Here is an 18,391-nt window from a genome sequence, read left to right on the forward strand (position 1 = left end):
AAATATTGCAACATGAAAAAACACTTGTTACTTTTCAAGGGAATGATGATGGCCATATCATTGTTCGCATTTGCCGGAGTCAGTCCGACCACGGCACAGAAAACGACGCTGGAACGGGTACACGAGAATGTACGCGAAACAGCTTATCCGCAGTCGATGCATCAAGTTTATCTGAGTCCGCCTCCATTGATTCTCCCCAAAAGCGTGCATGAGAAAGACGCTTCGTATCAGTTCGAGCTGAGCAACGACAAAACTTTCCCTGCAGGAAAAACAATCACTGCCGACGCAAAGCCCTGGCTCATGTTCAGTCCGCATAAAGTGCTTGACAAAGGTACATGGTACTGGCGCTGGCGTAAAGTAAAAGACGGGAAACAAGGCGAATGGAGCCAGCCTTATGATTTTCAGATTGCAGGCGACGAACCGAAATTCGCCACGCCGGTCTATGAAACCTTCCGGAAGAATCTGCCGAAAGGCTATCCGCGCCTGTTCTGCTTTCTGGATAACGACCTGAAGACCGCACGCGCAAACGTAGCTTCACATCCCGAATACAAGGAAATGCTGAACCGCGCGAACATGGGACTCAACTATGAACCGGCAGCCAACCCATACCCTAAAGCACGCCCGGCTCTTGCCTTCGTCACTTACCTGCATACCGCATACACGCTCACCGAAGACAAGCAGTATGCCGACAAGATGGTGGAAATCACCCGCGCCTATCTGAAATCGACCCCCGACAAGAATCTGCTCCGCGACGACTTCTTCTGCGGCGATCTGATTGAGCAGCTTCTGATGTGCTACGACGTATGCCACGACATGTTTACGGCAGACGAACTGAAACAAATCGAAACGCTTGTATTCGAAGTGGCAAAGAACCACCACAATCCGATGCGCACCGGATATGAAGAAACACACTTCTTCAACAACCACTTCTGGCAGCACGGCTTCCGGCAGACACTTGAAATCGGCCTGATGTTCTATGAACACAGCGAAAAGGCCCGCGAAATGCTGGAATACTGCTATGAACTTTGGAGCACGCGCGCTCCGGCCGGAGGATTCAACCGCGACGGAGAATGGCAGAACGGAACAGGATACTTCACTGCAAACACGAAAACGCTTTATTACGTTCCCAGCCTGCTTTCGCATATCACAGGATTTGATTTTCTGAAACACCCCTGGTATCAGAATGCCGGACAATCACTGCTCTATGCGTTTCCTGTAGGCACGATGAGTGCGGGATTCGGTGACGGAAACGAACGCCAGCCGACACCCGACCGCCAGCGTCTGGCCATAGCAGACTTCCTTGCACGGGAAATCGGAAATCCCTACGCCAAATGGTATGCTTCACACTGTACACGGGATTTAAGACGTGACTATGAAACACGCATTTACCGCATGGCCCGTGTAGCGAAAGACTATCCGTACACGAAAGATCTTCCGGCCGATCGCCCCAATGCTGTCTGGATGGAAGACATGGGCGAAGTGTATGCCCACTCGGCCATTCAGAACACCAACCGCAACGTTTTCTTGAGCTTCCGTTCAAGCCCGTTCGGATCAGGAAGCCATACACTGGCCGACCAGAACAGTTTCAACCTGCACTTCCGTGGAGTACCTGTATATCGCTCTACCGGCTATTACCTGAACTTCAAAGATGCCCACAACATACTATCCTACCGCCATACAAGAGCGCACAACAGCATTCTTGTTGACGGAATCGGACAGCCTTTTACAACCCGCGCCTACGGTAAGATTACCCGGATGCTGAACGGCGAGAACATCACTTATGCACTGGGAGATGCATCAAACGCATACTGCGGAACCAGCGAATATCCCATGTGGATAAAGAATTTTGAAGAAGCAGGACTTGCCCAAACTCCGGAATACGGCTTCGGAGAAACTCCGCTCACCAAATACCGCCGCCACATTCTGCTGCTTCATCCGGACATCGTGGTTATATACGACGAACTGGAGGCTTCGAAGCCTGTCACCTGGGACTGGCTGCTGCATAGTCCGGTACAGTTCCAGATTGACAATGCCAAACACACGATGACCACACGCTACGAAGAAAAACAGTTCAGTTCCGTGGCACAGATGTTCAGCAACCAGGCATTCGAAATGACACAAACCGACCAGTATGTGGCTCCGCCCGATCCGAAGAAGATGAAAAAAGGAGTGAAGTATCCTAACCAGTGGCACCTGACCGCCAAGTTCCAGCCTTGCGCACAAAACCGTATCCTCACCGTCATCCGCATCATGCCTGACGGCAACAAGGAAAAGGTGCTTTCGCGCAAAGGGAATGTGTTCACCTGCGAAAGATGGAAAATTGAAGCGGAACTTGATCCGGCAAAACCGGCTTCGCTCAAAATATTCAACGACCGCAACAATGCCACATTCAGTCTGGGGGACGGAGATATAGAAATAGGAAACACAACCTACAAACGTCTCGAACAAGGCTCGTCTGTTTTATTTGACAAAATCGACGGCGAATGGCTCGTGCATGAAATGTCCGATTACCAGCCCCAGTTCACTGGAGCCGGACCTGAAAAATAAGATTTCTCTATTTACATTTAATATAAGGTTTTCAATAGGAAGAAGAGGCTGTATCGTGAGATACGGCCTTTTTCATAGTTTCACTTAAAAGGCATTCGATAGGACAAATGCGGGCGACAAGCCAAACTACGGCTCCCGATCAGACTTCCATGAAACATAAAATACCGGAACACAGAGAGAAAATACAGGGAAATCCAACCTGATAAATCTCTGCGTTCCGGTACGTTTTCAGTCAAAGCCTTCACATGACAATTAGAAACTGTTTTGAATTTCTCCAAAAAGTTTTTCTTGGCTTGATGTATTCGTTTTCGTGTGTGCTTTGGGCTATTTTTTGGTCTTTTCCGCTTCTGTTCTTCGTCAGATAGCCCGCTATCTTCCTCATCACACAAACGGAAATGCCTCAAAAACTCATCCCAAATCAGCACACGATAAATTCAAAACAGTTTCTTAGTGGGAAAGCTCTGAATTCCCTACGGATGTTCCATTACCATTTTCCCATCCAAAGAATATGCTGGTCAGTCATCTTGTTTACCGAAAGTTTTCCGTCCACAGTGTCGGAAATCACGGAAGCGCCCGACGGATCTTCGCCATAGCTGAACGAAGAACCGTTTGACAAGTTGCGGACAGAAAGCCGTGAAGCTTTCTCGGCATCCAGTTCAGCTTCTATCTTCCAGTCGCCCAGCGTAAGGCTTCCGCCTTCATCTTTCACGTCTACAGCCTTCATTCCGTCGGCCTCCACCAGCATCACGGCAAGTACGTGGCATTTGCGGCACGAATCAAAAGCCGCGGTCATAGTCCATTGGGGAGTGAAATCCTCGCCTCGCTGAGCATCCTTGTCACTGGGAGAAGCCGCATACTTGTCCGTTTGTACAAGACGGGGAACCACGCTGCCCCAGATGTGTCCCACCGAACGGAATCCCTTGTCGGGACGTTCCGTAACGAATGTCCCGTTATCGAAGTCAAACTTCACCGGACTGTGCAGCAGCCAGTCCCAACGCACCTCTTCCGACGCTTCCAGTTCATCGTACACGATTACAATATTGGGATACAGCATCAGAATGTGGCGGCGGTATTTGGTGAGCGGATTATCCCCAAAGCCATTTTCGGGCGACTGTTCCAGTCCGTATTTCTCAAACGACTCTTTCCACAAACAAATATCGCTGACTCCGCAATAAGCGTCCGAAGCATCACCCAATGCATACGCCATCCGATCGCTTTCCATCATACGCACGATGCGCCCGCGAGCCTCCGGTGTAAAGGGCTGTCCGATGCCGTTCACCAGCACCGTATTATAAGCGCGCGTATTGCGGTACGAAAGCAAATTATGCGGATCATTGAATTTCATGTAATGCCCTGCCGCATGATAGACCGCCTCGCCGCCGTAATGCAGATTGAAAGCATTTTGGCAGGAATGTGTATGATTGCCTGATCCGAAGGGACTGCTCCTGAAACTCAAGCTGACATTCCGCTTCAGATCATGCAAATCGCTGTTGGCCACCATCTCGCCGCAGTCGCGGAACCACACAGCCTTCGGCGCACTGTCGGGCAGTTCCGCACGTTCCGCCCTCGGCTTGCCGCACGCCATCCGATAAAGACGGGTTTCAAACTCCTCCTTATAGCTGTCGTTAAGCGAAGAATACCATTCGGCATAAGGATCTCCGGTTTCACGCGCCAGAAAGTCGGCAAACGCACTGCGGATACGGAGCGGCTTTTTGTTCATCTTCTCATGGCCGTCGCCGAATCCGTCACTCAGCGAACCGGGAAGCCAGGTATAAGCTATTCCCTTGCCTGCGTTCCGGTACCACGGATGCTGCAGGAAATCAACGCCTGTCACATATCCCAGAAGCGAAGGCAGATACATCAGGCTGACGGCATTCGCGCTGAAATAATTCGCTCCGTTGTGCCATGAACCGTCACGGTTGAAACCGGAAGCCGGCGCCCGCGAAGTCCAGGCTTCATACAAATATTCCAGATATTCTTCAGCTTCCGGATACTTGTCATACAATACCAAAGCTCCCTGCATAAGGCGGCGGACAGTGAATTGCCAGATATGTTCGTCATAAAAACGGTTTTCCAGCCGGCCCATCAACCGTCCGTTGCAGTACTGCCTCATCACATGCAGGATCAATGTTTCTATCCGCTTGCGCTCTTCAGCCGTAAAACGGTCACGGGCAACATCGTAAGTACAAGCCAGCAGATAAACCAGTTCGCCCGCATTAAAGTCATTTTCGACAAACTGTTCTGTCGGATCCTTAGGAAGCAGGCAGCGCACATTCTGCATCATCTTTTCAATATAAAGATCACGGCCCAGCATCCGCCATGCCGTATGCAGGTTGTCGCAGTTCTCTGACATCGCAAACACATGCTTGTAAGGCACGGTATCCGTGCGGAAATCCATCGCCAGTGCACGGCGTGCGTCGTCTACCATCGTCCAGAACTCCGGATGTGAACGCACGTTGCGCCTCGCTTCTTCCATTCCGTCTTCCAGAAAACAATAGATGCGCGGCCACTCCACAGGCAGATTCTTCCGGAACACGTCAAACGGAGGAGCAGCGAACTCCGGCACGTCTTCCCCTATTGTAAAACGGTAAACCTTGCTCCAAGGATGCTTCTTCCCGTCCTTGTCCACTGAACGGAAACGCCAGTACCATGTACCTTTTTGCAACACCCGGTGCGCGTTGAAAACGCCCCAGCGTACGGGTTCCGACAGCATGTCGTCCGTTCCGTTAAATCGTTTGCTCCGCGACAGGTTGAACTGCAACAGTTCTCCGTCCCTCATGGACGGCGGCACAAGCAGCGGAGCCGGATTAAGAAACACGTCGTCATTCTCTTGCGGATAAGGAGCTGTCCGCAAGGGGTTGTTGCCGCTGACGGCAAAAGCCACACACAAACAAAACAGTAAAAAACAATATCTTTTCATATCAATAATCAAGTCTTTCCAAACCTATCCCCAAGGAAAGGCTTACAGAAAAATATAAAATCAATAATAATAAAACCAACCGGCCTCTCCAATCCCAAGTCTTTTCAACTTCGGGAGAAACGGGCAGGAAGCCTCATCCCCTCCTGCTTGATACGGGCGACTGGTCTGTCCGTTCCACAGCCTGATACTGCCCGTCAATCTCATCATACAGTACGGAAGAATTGCGGTACTGCCGTGCATAGACTCCGCTGCCCGTCTGCACATTGTCCGAGCCATAACTATAGACTGCCGGAACGGAACCGCTCGTCACCTGCAAACGTTCGGCAGACGAAGGATCGAGGTTCACGTCTATCGTCCAGTCGCCGCAGGTGATGCGGCTGCCGTTGCGTTCAACAGGAAGAATCTCTCCCTCCGAATCTTTAATCTGCACTACGGTCAGTATGCGGCAGGCAGAGCTGTTGGCGAATGCTGCCGTCAAGTGCCACTGGTTCGCATAGCCCTCTCCCGGTGACACGACAAACTGGTCGGTTTGAGATACTTCAAACGCTGCGTCACTGAACATACGAGCTACTGCTACGCCGGTTTCCGCACGGGTAGTAAACGTATCTCCGTCGATGCCGAACTGTACCGGACTATGCAGCAGCCAGTCCCAACGCACAGGCTCTGAGGCTTCCAGCTCGTCATAAATCAGCACGATATCCGGATAAAGCATCAGCGTCTGGCGGCGGTACTTCGTGAGCGGCGTTTCGCCAAAGCCATATTCCGGTGTCTGTTCGATGCCCGCATCCGCGAAGTTCTGTATCCACATCGGATCATTCGAAATGCCTCCGTAAGCCTGCGAAGCGTCACCCAACGCGTATGCAATATGCGTACCTCCGTTTGCCCGAAGCATCATGCCGTAGGCCTCGGTCGAAAAAGCCTGTCCGATGCCGTTCACCAGAATCGTATTGTGCGCCCTCGTGTGACGGTACGACATCAGATTGTGCGCATCGCTGAAAGCCGTGTAATATCCCGAGTGATAATACACCTCTTTCCCGCCATAAAGCAGGTTGAAACTGTTCTGGTCGGCAAGCGTATGGCTTCCCGAACCGAAAGTGCTCGAACGGAAACTCAGCGTCAGGTTGTCTGCCGTATGTTCAAGATCGCTGTGCATCACCACTTCGCCTATGTCTTCGTACCACTTCATTTTCGGAGCATCTTCAGGAAACGATGTATCATAGGTGCTGTTTCTGCAAATGCGATAAATGCGGAACAGCACATCATCGCTCACATCGTTGTCCGGATCATCATCAGTGGAACATTCGTTGGCATACCATCCGGCATAACCGTCGCCCGTTTCCCTCGCGAGGAAATCTGCAAAAGCCGCATATTGTCTTCCCGGGACGTCCCAACGTTCGCTCATGTCACCAAATCCTGTATTTTTTGACGAAGGAGGGAAATTATAGACCAATGCCTGCCCCGCGTTCTGATACCACGGATGCTGAAGAAAATCGCTCTGCCCCACATGCGACAGAAGCATCGGCATATAATATAAGGTATAAAGATTGGCCGACAGATAGCCGCTTCCGTTCACCCATGCGCCGTCACGGTTGAATCCCGAAGCCGGAGCGCGTGCCGTCCAAAGCTCATAATAATATTCCATCATATAGGATGCCTCTTCCGCATAGCCTGTCTTGTCCCACAGACAAAGGGCTATCTGAAAAAGGATGCGCATGTTCTTCTGCCAGAAGTGGTTGTCGAAAATATTATTCTCCTGAGAACCGCAGTAAGACGCAAAATAATGCCGCGCTATGCGCATCAGCAAATCCTGAGCCTGCTGGATCAGACTTCCGCTCAGACGGCTATACAGCACATCGTATGGAACAAGCAGGCTGTAGGCAATGGCAGTGGAACCGAAATTGGAAACGAAAAGTTCACTGTCGGTAAAGCCGTGTCCGCAAAGCAGGCTCAGTATTTCCGCCAGCTTGGATGCGTAGGTCTGGTTCTGAGTGAGCAGATAGGCCTGGTGAAGATACTCTACGTAATCGGCCATTTCCTCCATACCGTCTTCCGTAACCTGGTTCAGGTAGATACTGTAATCCACATTCATGGCACTGTTCGCACGGCTGACAAGCCCCCGGTATTCCGAATGGGATTCCACGCGCTGCCGTGCTTCCGCCAAATCTCCGTTCAGATAGCAGTACAGGCGCGGATGCACATCCAGCCCTGCCTGCGAAATGTTTGCACGGAAGGCGGCAAAGTCGGGAGTCACAAACACGGGAGTTTCCGGCTTCACCTCAAAAGCGATGGGTTCGCTCCACGCTTCTTCCGTTCCGTCGGCGGAAACATTGCGGTAGCGCCAATACCACGTCCCGGACGCAAGCTCGCGGTGGGGATTGAACATGCACCATTCGTCCGCTTCCGAAAGCTGGGTCGAAGCTTCCGGAAAGCCCTCATCCTGCGAAAGGGCAAACTGAAGTTTCTCTCCCGTCTTCATAGACTCCGGCACGATGAGCGGCGGAGGGTTCAGATAAAGCTCGTTCGAGAGCTTCGGGTAAGGCTGCGTGCGAGTCTTGTCGTGCCATGCTTCCGGAGTGTCCACCGCCTCGGCATCTACAGCTGATGCGAGAATCTCATCATCCGAACAGGCAGAAGTCAAACACGCGCAAGCGATTCCCAGCAGATAAATTATATGTTTCATACGTTCTTCAATTATTTGGTGATCAAGGCTGATAAAAAAGTGCCTCCGCCCTGCCCTTGCCGAACGCGGCCCGGACAAGGGGAAGGCACTTTCTGATTATGGAAACCTATTTATTTGTATGCAATCGAATGCCATTGCTGATCTTCTCGTCAGAAAGTCAGGATGGGACGGCAAGGAGAGCCAGAACTTCCTCCATTCTGATTTGTGACGGCAACTCCATCTTCATTCACAAAAGTCATACGCATAACACTATTGCTTGAAGAGCCTTCGTATGCCGTACTTGACCAATAATACTGGTTTGATCCGGCATCATTCTTCTCTACCAGAAGAACCTTGGCATTGGCATCTCCCGAACCGTAACCGGCATCAACCAGCCCTTGCAGGGCAGCTTTCACCTTGCTGTCTTCCGCAATATAGGCATTACGCAACGCTGCCAACTGACCGATTGCAGGAATGTACCATCCGCTCGTCTTTCCTTCTGGAACAGAAGCATTATAATTACCAGCATAACTATCCATTACATTCGGCAAGGCGACATACACTTTAGAACTGGTAAGGACATTCCCAATCCAGGCATTACAATTGGCAAAGCCATATATGTCATCCTCTCCCTGACCTACACCTTCTATGCTTTCAACCGTAGAGCCGGAAGCGCCCTGTTCGGCACTTGCATTGACAAAGCGGGGGGTAGGATGCAAATCACGCCATCCCATCACCCAAGCATGAATCTTTCCATCCTCGAAAGTCACACCGTCGTAGTTTTCGGGGGAATCGGCGGCCGCTTCCGTTTCTGAGGTGGCGAACACCACACCGATAACGGTCTTTTCAGCGTTCAAAGACGTCGACCATGTGCCGTCACTGTAATAATAGTCGCCCACATTCGGAGTATCCGGATCATCAAAGCTCACGTCCACCGTGATGATACCGTTCGCACGCTCCCAGTTGAGAGTGGCGTTTATCTTCCTGTTGGCGGTCAGCGTGATGTTTTCCGTAGACACATCGTGCGTATTCTCTCCCACCTTCATCGTGAGATTTCCGGGCAGACTGTTCTTGTTTCCCACAAACAGGTAGTTGTAGAACCACACGCCATTGTCCGCATCGGCTGCAGGCCCGGAATAAGAGATTGAAACAGGCGTGTCGCTTACCGTTCCGTTCACGATGTCAAAGCCGTTATAAACGTTGTAGTTGCTTACCGACACATTTCCTGCCGAAGCCACCGTTTCAGGCCTTTCGTCGGCAAAGCTGACTTTAGCCAACGGACGGGTCATCGTTCCGGCGGTCGCTCCGTTAAGAAGCGAAAGGCTGAAAGCATCACACGCGTCATTGTTGAACAGCTCATTGCCGGTCGCCTTATAGCTCACCGCAGGAAGCGACTCGGTGTTATAGTACAAGTCGGGGTATCTCCCGTCTGTTGCGGAAGCATCCTCTGCGACGTAATCCGCCCAAAACGAACACTTGAAGTCCTCGCCCTCGGGATTGATGGTGAAGAAGAAGCTTCCGTCCTGCGCCTCATCCACAAGCTTCTCCTGCCGGTCGGTGACCGTGCCGTTCTCCTGCACAATAAGAATGCAGCGGAGCTTGTGGCCTGCATATGCTTGCGGCAGTGCGCGCGAATCGTTGCCGAAGGCATCATCGGGCAGTGTCACCGACACCGTAACCGATCCGTCTGCCTGCGGTTCCTGAAGATTCTGCGGTTCCGCATCGTCCTTGCCGCACGAGGACAAAGCCAGTCCCCATGCCAGAACAGAATATAAAAACAGTTTTTTCATACAGATTTTCTTTATGTTTAACCGGATGAATGTCAGCCCTTTGTCACATTGCCGAACGGCGCCGGAAGATGACGGGTCATTTTTTTATTTTACCCGTCATCTTAATCAATGTTTCCCATCATCTTCATTAAAATGTCCCGTCATTTTTCAGGACGTGAAAACAGGGGGTGTGGGGCATTCTATTTCAGTCCCTTAGAATGTCAGCATGGGACGGGCTGACTGACCAGGACCGCCGGTGCTGTGACCGACATAATCAGTTTCTTCAGCATTGAAAGTCACACGGTATACAGAATAGGGATCAGTATCTGTGTCCGCCGTACTTGACCAGTAATATCTGTTGGAAGTCGTATTCAAGGCACCGTTTTCTAATGCTGAAAGTGAAGCCAATACCTTGCTTTCGCCCGCATAATAAGCATTGTACAGACAAACGAGCTGTCCAACAGCAGGAAGATACCATTCGCTCGATGCAGACGGAGCCTCCAAAGCAAATGAACTGATATTATTAATAGCTACATAAGTTCCCTGCTCAGTGCCCTCTGCCAGATTTGTCAATGCATTGTTCGGCCATGCCAGCGTATTCTTGTAGCCCAAGATATCGCTTTCTCCCGTGCCAACTCCCTCTATGCCTTCAATTGCACTTTGTGAGCCATGTCCTGTTTCCACAAATCTCGGACTTCCAGACATATCCTGCGCAGCGATAACCCAACCATGAATCGTGTTATCCGCAAAAGTCACCTCCGGATAGTTTGCCACTGCATCCGAAGAAGCATCGCCGTCAGCCGTGGCGAACACCACACCAACTACGGTTTTCGTGCCGTCTAAAGAAGCAGACCAGGTTCCGTCGCTGTAATAATAGTCACCCACCTGCGGAGCGTTCGGGTCAGCGGCCTCTTCCCAATCGCCTGCAATGTCTACCGTAATGCTTACAGAGCCGTCGGACGGTGCATTTGCCCAGTCAAGGCTTCCGTTCACCTTTGTATTGGCAGTCAGGATTATGTCACTCACATTGATCTCTTTGGTCGTTCCGTCAACCGTCATTGATATGTTGCCATCGGCATCCGGCAGTTCATTCTTGTTTCCTACGAAAAGATAGTTGAAGAAGAACACGTTGTCTGTTTTCACAGGCGCTATATCGCTGCATGAAATCACGGTTTCACTCTCACCAACCACTTCATTGGTCTCGATATTGAAGCCGTTATACACTCCGTAGCCGCTCACGCTGATTGAAGAAGCTGCCGATACGGCATCCCCTTTATCGGAAATGCTCACCTTTGCGAACGGACGCTTGAGCTCCACACTCAATGCCGCCCCGTTTGCGATGGTTCCGCAATATGCGTCGCAATCATCATTGTTGAAAAGACTTCCGTCTGTGGTCACACCCGTATTGTAAGTTACTGCAGGCAGGCTCTGTGTGTTATAATACAAGTCGGCATATTTCTTTTCGTTGCCATCTCCCGTAACGGCAGCATCATCTTCAATGAAGTCTGCCCAGAACGTACATTTATAGTCGTTCGCATCCTGCGGAGTAAAGGTAAAGCTGAAGGTTTCGCCAACGGCTTCCGATTCCACCTTCTCGATGCGTTCGCTCCAAGAGCCGTCGCTATTGGTTACATAAAGGATGCACCGCAACTGATGCGCGTCGTCGGAAGCTGACGGAATATAGCGTGAAGAAGCTCTGCCGGCAACATTGTCCGGAAGCTGCACCGTAACGGTTACGGGCTGATCTGACTGAGATGCGTTTCCGCTCAAATCTTCCTGGCTGCATGAAAACAGTCCCACGCTCAAAGCCAGTGCCGGAAATAAAATACTTTTTTTCATGATGTCTGTTATTTAAAGGTTTATGATTTCTGTATGCCAACCAATATCTGTTGTTTTTAAAAAGTCAAGATGGGACGGCAGTGGCGGCCTGTTGTTGCCGATTGTGTACGGGCAACATAATTTGTTTCTCCGCTAACCGGAAAGAAGCGCATAAGTCCCAGTTCTGTCATATTAGTATGATAAGTACTTGACCAATAATAGTGGGTATTACCAGATTCAGCAGAAGTGTCCATAAGATCAGCTTCCCCATCTCCATTCAGAGCGGTCAATGCCTCAAGTACTTTGCTACTCTCTGCATTATAGGCCTCTCGCAGAGCCAGCAACTGTCCTAAAGCCGGAATGTACCAGCCACTGGTTTCAGTCAACGGAGCCTCAAGTTCATAGGCATCAACTGCATCCAATGCCGGAAGATCCACACCGCCGGCACCTGCCTTCCATGCCTGCGAATTGGCATAACCTTTTATTTCATCACAAGTTGTTGTAGAAGCAGTAATGTTAGCAACGGCAACACCTGATACATTATTTAATCTTTCGGCCGAGAAAGCAGAAGAAGCACATTCCTTCAAGCCAATAACCCAGCCGTGAATTTCACCATCCGCAAAAGTCACATCCTCGTAGTTAGCGGGCAAATCACTGTCTATTGCACTTCCATCACCTGTTGCTGCGAACACCACACCGACAACGGTCTTGTTCTCATCCAATGCAGAAGAATAACTTCCGTCGCTATAATAATAATCGCCCACTTGCGGAGCCGGAACCACCTCGCCCACGTTCGCCTCAAAGCTCAGATTATATTGCGTATTGGCATTCAGAAGCAGCCCATCGGTAGAAATGGAAGTCGCTCCTCCATCGCCAACCGTCATGGAAATGCTTTCCGGAAGCCTGGTGCTTGTTCCGTCTGCAAACAGATAATTGCAGAACCACACGCCATCACCGGCAACCGCTCCGCTATAGTCCGGGAGATTTGCTCTCGTTTCGCTTACCGTTCCGTCCGTAATGTTCATTCCGTTATTGACAGCATAACCCGTGACCGCAATGTTTCCCGACACCTCCGAAGTCTTTTCTTTAAAGTTCACCTTCGCGAACGGACGCTTCAAAACCACCGTACCGCCCGTAACCTCAGCGGCAGTAAAATGTCCTGTGAAAGCATCGCAGGCATCGTTGTTATAAAAGCTGTGTCCATCCGCCAACGTTGAAGAATAAGTTACGTCCGGAATACGCTGCGTGTCATAATACAAATCATCATAACGCCCATCGGCATTTGTGTCAGTGCCTGAAACAAAATCCGCCCAGAACGAGCATGTATACGTATCAGTAGCTGGAGTAAAAGTGAATGAGATGGTTCCTCCTGCATCAGCAAGAACCGTTTCCTGACGTACCGGTGTTTCTCCGTTACCCGACACATAAAGTATGCAACGCAACTGATGTCCGTCCGGAATAGCAGGAAGTGCACGCGACACAGCGTCACTTCCCACTTCGCTCGGCAACTGCACCGATATCGTAACGGGCCGCCCTGCCTGAGGCGCACTGCCCTGCTCCATCAAATCTTCCTGGCTGCACGAGAACAGTCCTGTTCCCAAAGCCAGTGTCGAATATAAAAGTATTCTTTTCATGGTTCGTTATTGTTTAAGGCCCCCTCAACTCCTCCCGAAGGGGAGCTTACTGAGCTTGTTCTTTAAGCCTCCACTTCGGGGGAGGTTTGGAAGGGCCTCGGGTTTGTTTTTAATTTTAATTATTTGTTTATTATGTTTTCTCTGAAGCCTCCCCTTCGGGGGAGGTTTGGAGGGCCACTAAAGGGCTTAGAATGTCAGTATCGGACGGCAACGCTTACCGGAAGTACCTCCATGCGAATTTATAAATCCATCTGTTACAGCAGGATCAAATGTTATAGTCCGGACATAATACACGGAATTTGAAGTTCTCCCCGTACTTGACCAATAATAATTGCCCGTACCGGATTCCGTCACGATAAGGTCTGCCTTCGAATCGTCATCCGCCAAAACCTGCAGCGCATTCTTTACTGCATTGTTCTCAGCACCGTAAACAGTACGTAAAGCCGTCAACTGTCCGATTGCAGGAATATACCAGCCGGAAGTACCTGACTCTGGAAGCGGGGCATCGAAATCCTCTGCATAAGTGCTTAATTGATTCAGTGCCACATATTCAACGCCTTCGGCAAGCACATTGTCTGGCCATGCTTTGCAGTTCGCATACCCTTTGATGTCATCCTCGGCAGTTCCTACTCCTGCAACGCCAGTCAAAGCACTGCCTGCAGTGTTTGTAATGAACTGAGGTGTGCTCATCTCTTTCAGAGAAACAACCCATCCATGAACCACACCGTCCTCGAAAGTCACGCCTTCATAGTTGGCCACATCATCGGCAGCAGCGGCTCCGTCACCCTCTACTGTAGCAAATACGACACCGACCGGAGTTTTTCCGGGCACCAGATAGTTGGCCCATGTTCCGTCACTGTAATAGTAGTCACCCACTCTCGGAGCATCCGGATCGGAAAAGCCTACATCCACCGTTATACTGATACCGGCATCCGCCCAGTTAAAGTGCGCATTTACCGTCTTGTCTGCCTCCAGCACCATATTGTCCGTTTCGATACTCTTTGTAACGCCGTCTGCCGTCATGGAGATTGCTCCTCCCGGAAGAGCGGAACTTCCGGAAGCGGAGGCAAACAGGTAATTGGAGAACCATACCCGGTTAGCTCTATCCGCCACTCCACCGGCATAACTGATTGTACCCGTTCCATCCGGAGTTCCGCTTTGTATGTCAAACCTGTTGAATACTTCATAACTGACCTCTATGTTTCCTGAAACAGCAATCGCATCCTCATTGGAATAAGTAACTTTCGCAAACGGACGCTTCAAGGTGAGCACCGTTCCCTCACCGGCTGCAACATGACCATAGAAAGCATCGCACGCATCGTTGTTGAACAAGCTTCCGTCTGTCATCCGGCCGGCTACATAAGCGATTGTCGGCATACTTTGCGTATCATAGTACAGATCGGCATAACGTCCGTTCTCGTCAGGCTCGGCATCCGCTTCAATGAAATCCGCCCACACATACAGTTCAGCGCCGACAGGAACATCAGTAAAGTAGAACTTGTTGTTCACAGACTCCGACTCCACCATCTCGTAGCGGTTTTCTCCGCTCACAAGAATGCAGCGAAGCTGATAACCTTCCGGCGTTTCCGGAAATGGCGTCGATGTTCCGTCCGTCGGTGTCCCTCCTTCAGGAAGCTCCACTTCCACCGTACCGGAGTTCCCGCCAGAAGATTCCCAGTCGAGATCTTTCGTTGTGCATGACGAAAGTCCCGCACCCAGAACCAGCATCACATATAAAAATAGCTTCTTCATGGCAATCTCATTTAACAGATTATCAATTGTCCAGATCCACATCTATTTCATCATCGAAATCCGGATCAAACCCAATGCCGCCATTCGGATCCGTAGTCAGGAAAGGAGCACGAATTACAGTGTTCACTCCACGCTTGCACTGAAGGCGGAATGAATATCTGGCATATTCCACATTCGTATCTTCGGCATTCACTACCCTCAATGTCACAGGAACAGAAAAGGTTTCGTCCGGATCGATAAGAATATAGTCGAACAGCAGCGAATATTCGCCTCCTGCATTCTCCAAAGCTGTTTTTCTGAGTGAGGCATTGAAAGACATTCCGTCGAAAGCATGGCGGGTCACATCAGACAGCACATCATAACCGACCGGCATGCTTCCGTCATAATCAAGGTATACGCGGAATGCCGAGCCGCCTTCAGGATCGGTGACAGAAGCCACATTTTCCAAAGCCAGAAAATCGGCCACGTCTGTCGCCACCAGTTCAAAACGGCCTGCGGGACGCGCCAGTTCCATGCTTACCGGCACTTTCGCACCCCACTCGTCACGATAACGTGTCAGATCCAGGTCCTGACACCCGTAGAACGCATCCTCGAAACGGTTGTTTCCGACATAGCTTTTGCTTTTCGGCTTCATCACAGTGGTGAAATCAAATGTATTGTAGCAGGAATCCGTTTCCGCAATTTCATCGGTATCAAAATCCCCGTAATAATCCACCCATACCGCCAGGCGGTAGTCGCGTGCATGCAAGGGAACGGACACTCTCGTCTGAAAACGGTTAGTGAGCGGAAGATCTTCATAAACGACAACCCGTTCTGCCAAAGCAGTGCCTTCGTATGCCGCTATGGTAATTCGGTGAAGCGCATCCGGATAATTGGCCGCATTCACATACAGATTGTTTACGCTCGCATCCTCCGAATCGGGAAGGTTCAGGTCCAGCGAAATTTCCGCTTCCACAGTAACCGATGTAGGGTCAACTCCCACTTCACCGTCAGCCGTTTCTTCCGGAAATTCCGAAAGACAACCGGTCGCCAGCACGGGAAGCAATGCCATCATGCTCCACCGCGCAAGTTTGTTCTTATATGTCATAATCTTTTTCATGATACTTTATTCTTCTTTCTTAGAAACGATAAACCAATGACGCGCCAATACGGGTAATTCCCCAATAGTTATAGGACTTCTTTCCTATCTGCGCACCGTTGTCGATATTGTAATACTGATTATATTTCATATTGGCGTACCCTGCTCCAATAAGGAACTCTGCTCCCCAATGCTCGGAAAAAGGAAGCGAATAACCGTAAGTGAAGCCGGCTCCCAGCACCGGACGCTCCGTAGACTGAAAACGGTCGTCTTTCCATTTCACATTGAATGCACCGACATGAGCATGAACACCAACGAAATGTCCTTTGCCCACACCTTTCATCCACCAGCGGGCTTCGGGCTGGAAAAGCACCAGACGAACGCCGTGCTCCTGCTCAATATCCCAAAGGCTCCAGTTGAAAGGAAGCTCCAAAGACACATGCTCATGAAGCTGCACTTCGGCAGAAAGGTTCATGATCGCTCCTGCCCAATAAACCGCATTTGTCTTGACCGCCACATAACGTGAAGACGGGTCGAATGTTTGTTTCTTAACGGCCTTTCTGACTTCGCCGCCCTTCTTGCCTGTTTGAGGCTTTGTCGTTTCCACTTTCTTTTCTGCCGGACGTCCTCCCTGTGCCTGGGCACCCAGCCTTGTCTTCGTACCTTTCGGTTTATGAGGTACCTGCAATGATTCAGTCCCGTTTTCCGAGCTGCCGGCCGAAGGCAGAGATTCTGCCAGAATTGTCCCACCGAAGAAAGACATGCACAAAAGCAGACCGACTATCATATATTTCCTTTTCATAATGCTTGATTGTTTTCTATACATTCTTTTTCACTTTGTTTTCATTCCGGTATATACCGCAAATCAGGAGTCTTTCCGTTTACAGGATGATTCTTCATCCACTCTTCCAGCAAAGCACGGTGTTGCTTCACTACATCTCTGTATTTCTGCTCTACAGCCAGGTTGCGCATTTCTCCACGGTCGGATTTCATGTCGAAAAGCTGTTCGCGATAAAGCCCCATATTGTACAATACATATTTATAGTCTGCCGTACGCACCATCCATCCGACAGTTCCTCCTCCGGTTTCGGTGAAAGCCGTTTCGCTCACGATATATAGCTGTCCGAGAGCCGCTGCGTCACCTTTCTCTACTATCGGACGGATGCTCACTCCCTTCCGTCCGGCAGGAACTTTCGCTCCGCCCCAGTCGCATACGCTCGGCATAAGGTCCACTCCAGCATTCACCAGCTGGGGAAGCACCTTTCCGGCATTCTTTCCTCCGGGAAGGCAGACAATGAACGGCACATTCGCCACCTCTTCATAAAGCGCCGTCTTCTGGTTCCACTGGTGCGCGCCTTGTCCGTCCCCATGATCGCTTGCGAAAATGACAACCGTATTCTTCCAAAGATTCTGACGGTCTATCTCGTCTACAATCTTTCCGATTTCCGCATCCACCGTTTCCACCAGACGACAGTAGGCATTGCGGTAATGCCGCCAGTCGTCGGGCGTATAGCTCCGTGTCGGATGGAGGCGGTATTTCAACGATTTCTCGAACGCCAGCGCGTCGGCATCGTAGGGAGCAACTGCATAATTGGCCGGAAGACTCGGACAATCCTCTATGTCAGCCGGCTCTTCAATCGCAGCGTAAGGCATTTTCTGCTTGCGCGCATACTCACAGATGTTGTGGGGATTGTCAAACGAAGCCACAAGGAAAAATGGCTTGTCCTGTTTGCGGCGCAGGAATTCCACGCACGCTTCCGCAAGTCCATAATCATTATGCTCATGCAGACGCTCGAATCCGAAGGCGTGTTCCGACGGAAGGGAATTGGTATGCACGTGCCATTTCCCGGCGTACGCGCAGTTATATCCTGCCTCGCTCATCAGCGTACCCAAGGTCTGCGTGCGCAGCGAATCGGGAAGCGGAGTGCCGTTTGCACATAATCCCACCATACCCGGCATATAGCCGGTGAACATGGACGAACGCGACGGACCGCTCAAAGGCATCGAACAATAGGCATTCTCGAAACGCACCCCATGTGCGGCAAGCCTGTCCATGTTAGGTGTCCGCAAGTCTGTATTGCCCGCGCAGCTCATAGCCGTGGCCGACTGCTGGTCCGTCATTATATAAATAATGTTCGGACGATCCTGAGCCATTGCAGCCATCGGCACAAGCGCACTGCAAAACAACGCGGATGTCAAATTCCTTTTCATGTT

General features: G+C 50.6%; 10 protein-coding genes. 1 reads left to right on the forward strand and 9 read right to left on the reverse strand.

Translation table 11 applies throughout. The features are described 5' to 3' along the window. Window positions 1-12: 12 nt before the first annotated feature. Window positions 13-2,547, forward strand: coding sequence for a DUF4962 domain-containing protein (locus NW212_RS02375; protein WP_258337042.1), 2,535 nt, complete (start codon window positions 13-15; stop codon window positions 2,545-2,547). A gap of 484 nt (window positions 2,548-3,031) precedes the next feature. Here NW212_RS02375 and NW212_RS02380 read toward each other — a convergent pair whose 3' ends face one another. The 9 genes from NW212_RS02380 to NW212_RS02420 form a co-directional block, all read right to left on the reverse strand. Next, window positions 3,032-5,467 carry a DUF4962 domain-containing protein gene (locus NW212_RS02380; protein ID WP_258337043.1) on the reverse strand — a complete coding sequence of 812 codons (2,436 nt, stop codon included), beginning with the start codon at window positions 5,465-5,467 and terminating at the stop codon, window positions 3,032-3,034. Window positions 5,468-5,600: 133 nt separating this feature from the next. Continuing rightward, window positions 5,601-8,147: a DUF4962 domain-containing protein gene (locus tag NW212_RS02385; protein ID WP_258337044.1), complete on the reverse strand. Its 2,547-nt coding sequence runs from the start codon at window positions 8,145-8,147 to the stop codon at window positions 5,601-5,603. A gap of 149 nt (window positions 8,148-8,296) precedes the next feature. Continuing rightward, window positions 8,297-9,916 (reverse strand): DUF6562 domain-containing protein, encoded by a 1,620-nt coding sequence (locus NW212_RS02390; RefSeq protein ID WP_258337045.1) that lies wholly within the window; start codon window positions 9,914-9,916, stop codon window positions 8,297-8,299. A 192-nt stretch (window positions 9,917-10,108) separates the two neighbouring features. After that, complete coding sequence (locus NW212_RS02395) at window positions 10,109-11,734, reverse strand: DUF6562 domain-containing protein (RefSeq protein ID WP_258337046.1); 1,626 nt, start codon at window positions 11,732-11,734, stop codon at window positions 10,109-10,111. 56 nt (window positions 11,735-11,790) lie between these two features. Then, window positions 11,791-13,347, reverse strand: a complete 1,557-nt coding sequence (locus tag NW212_RS02400) for a DUF6562 domain-containing protein (protein ID WP_258337047.1) — start codon at window positions 13,345-13,347, stop codon at window positions 11,791-11,793. A 186-nt stretch (window positions 13,348-13,533) separates the two neighbouring features. Further along, window positions 13,534-15,099 (reverse strand): hypothetical protein, encoded by a 1,566-nt coding sequence (locus NW212_RS02405; RefSeq protein WP_258337048.1) that lies wholly within the window; start codon window positions 15,097-15,099, stop codon window positions 13,534-13,536. A 22-nt stretch (window positions 15,100-15,121) separates the two neighbouring features. Continuing rightward, a complete protein-coding gene (locus NW212_RS02410) occupies window positions 15,122-16,186 on the reverse strand; it encodes a DUF6562 domain-containing protein (protein ID WP_258337049.1) in 1,065 nt (354 codons plus the stop codon). Window positions 16,187-16,217: 31 nt separating this feature from the next. After that, window positions 16,218-16,979 (reverse strand): DUF3575 domain-containing protein, encoded by a 762-nt coding sequence (locus tag NW212_RS02415; protein WP_375337937.1) that lies wholly within the window; start codon window positions 16,977-16,979, stop codon window positions 16,218-16,220. A gap of 41 nt (window positions 16,980-17,020) precedes the next feature. Further along, a complete protein-coding gene (locus NW212_RS02420; RefSeq protein ID WP_258337050.1) occupies window positions 17,021-18,388 on the reverse strand; it encodes a sulfatase in 1,368 nt (455 codons plus the stop codon). Between the last annotated feature and the right edge of the window lie 3 nt (window positions 18,389-18,391).

The organism is Bacteroides sp. ET225, assembly GCF_024733745.1.
Lineage (GTDB): Bacteria > Bacteroidota > Bacteroidia > Bacteroidales > Bacteroidaceae > Phocaeicola > Phocaeicola excrementipullorum.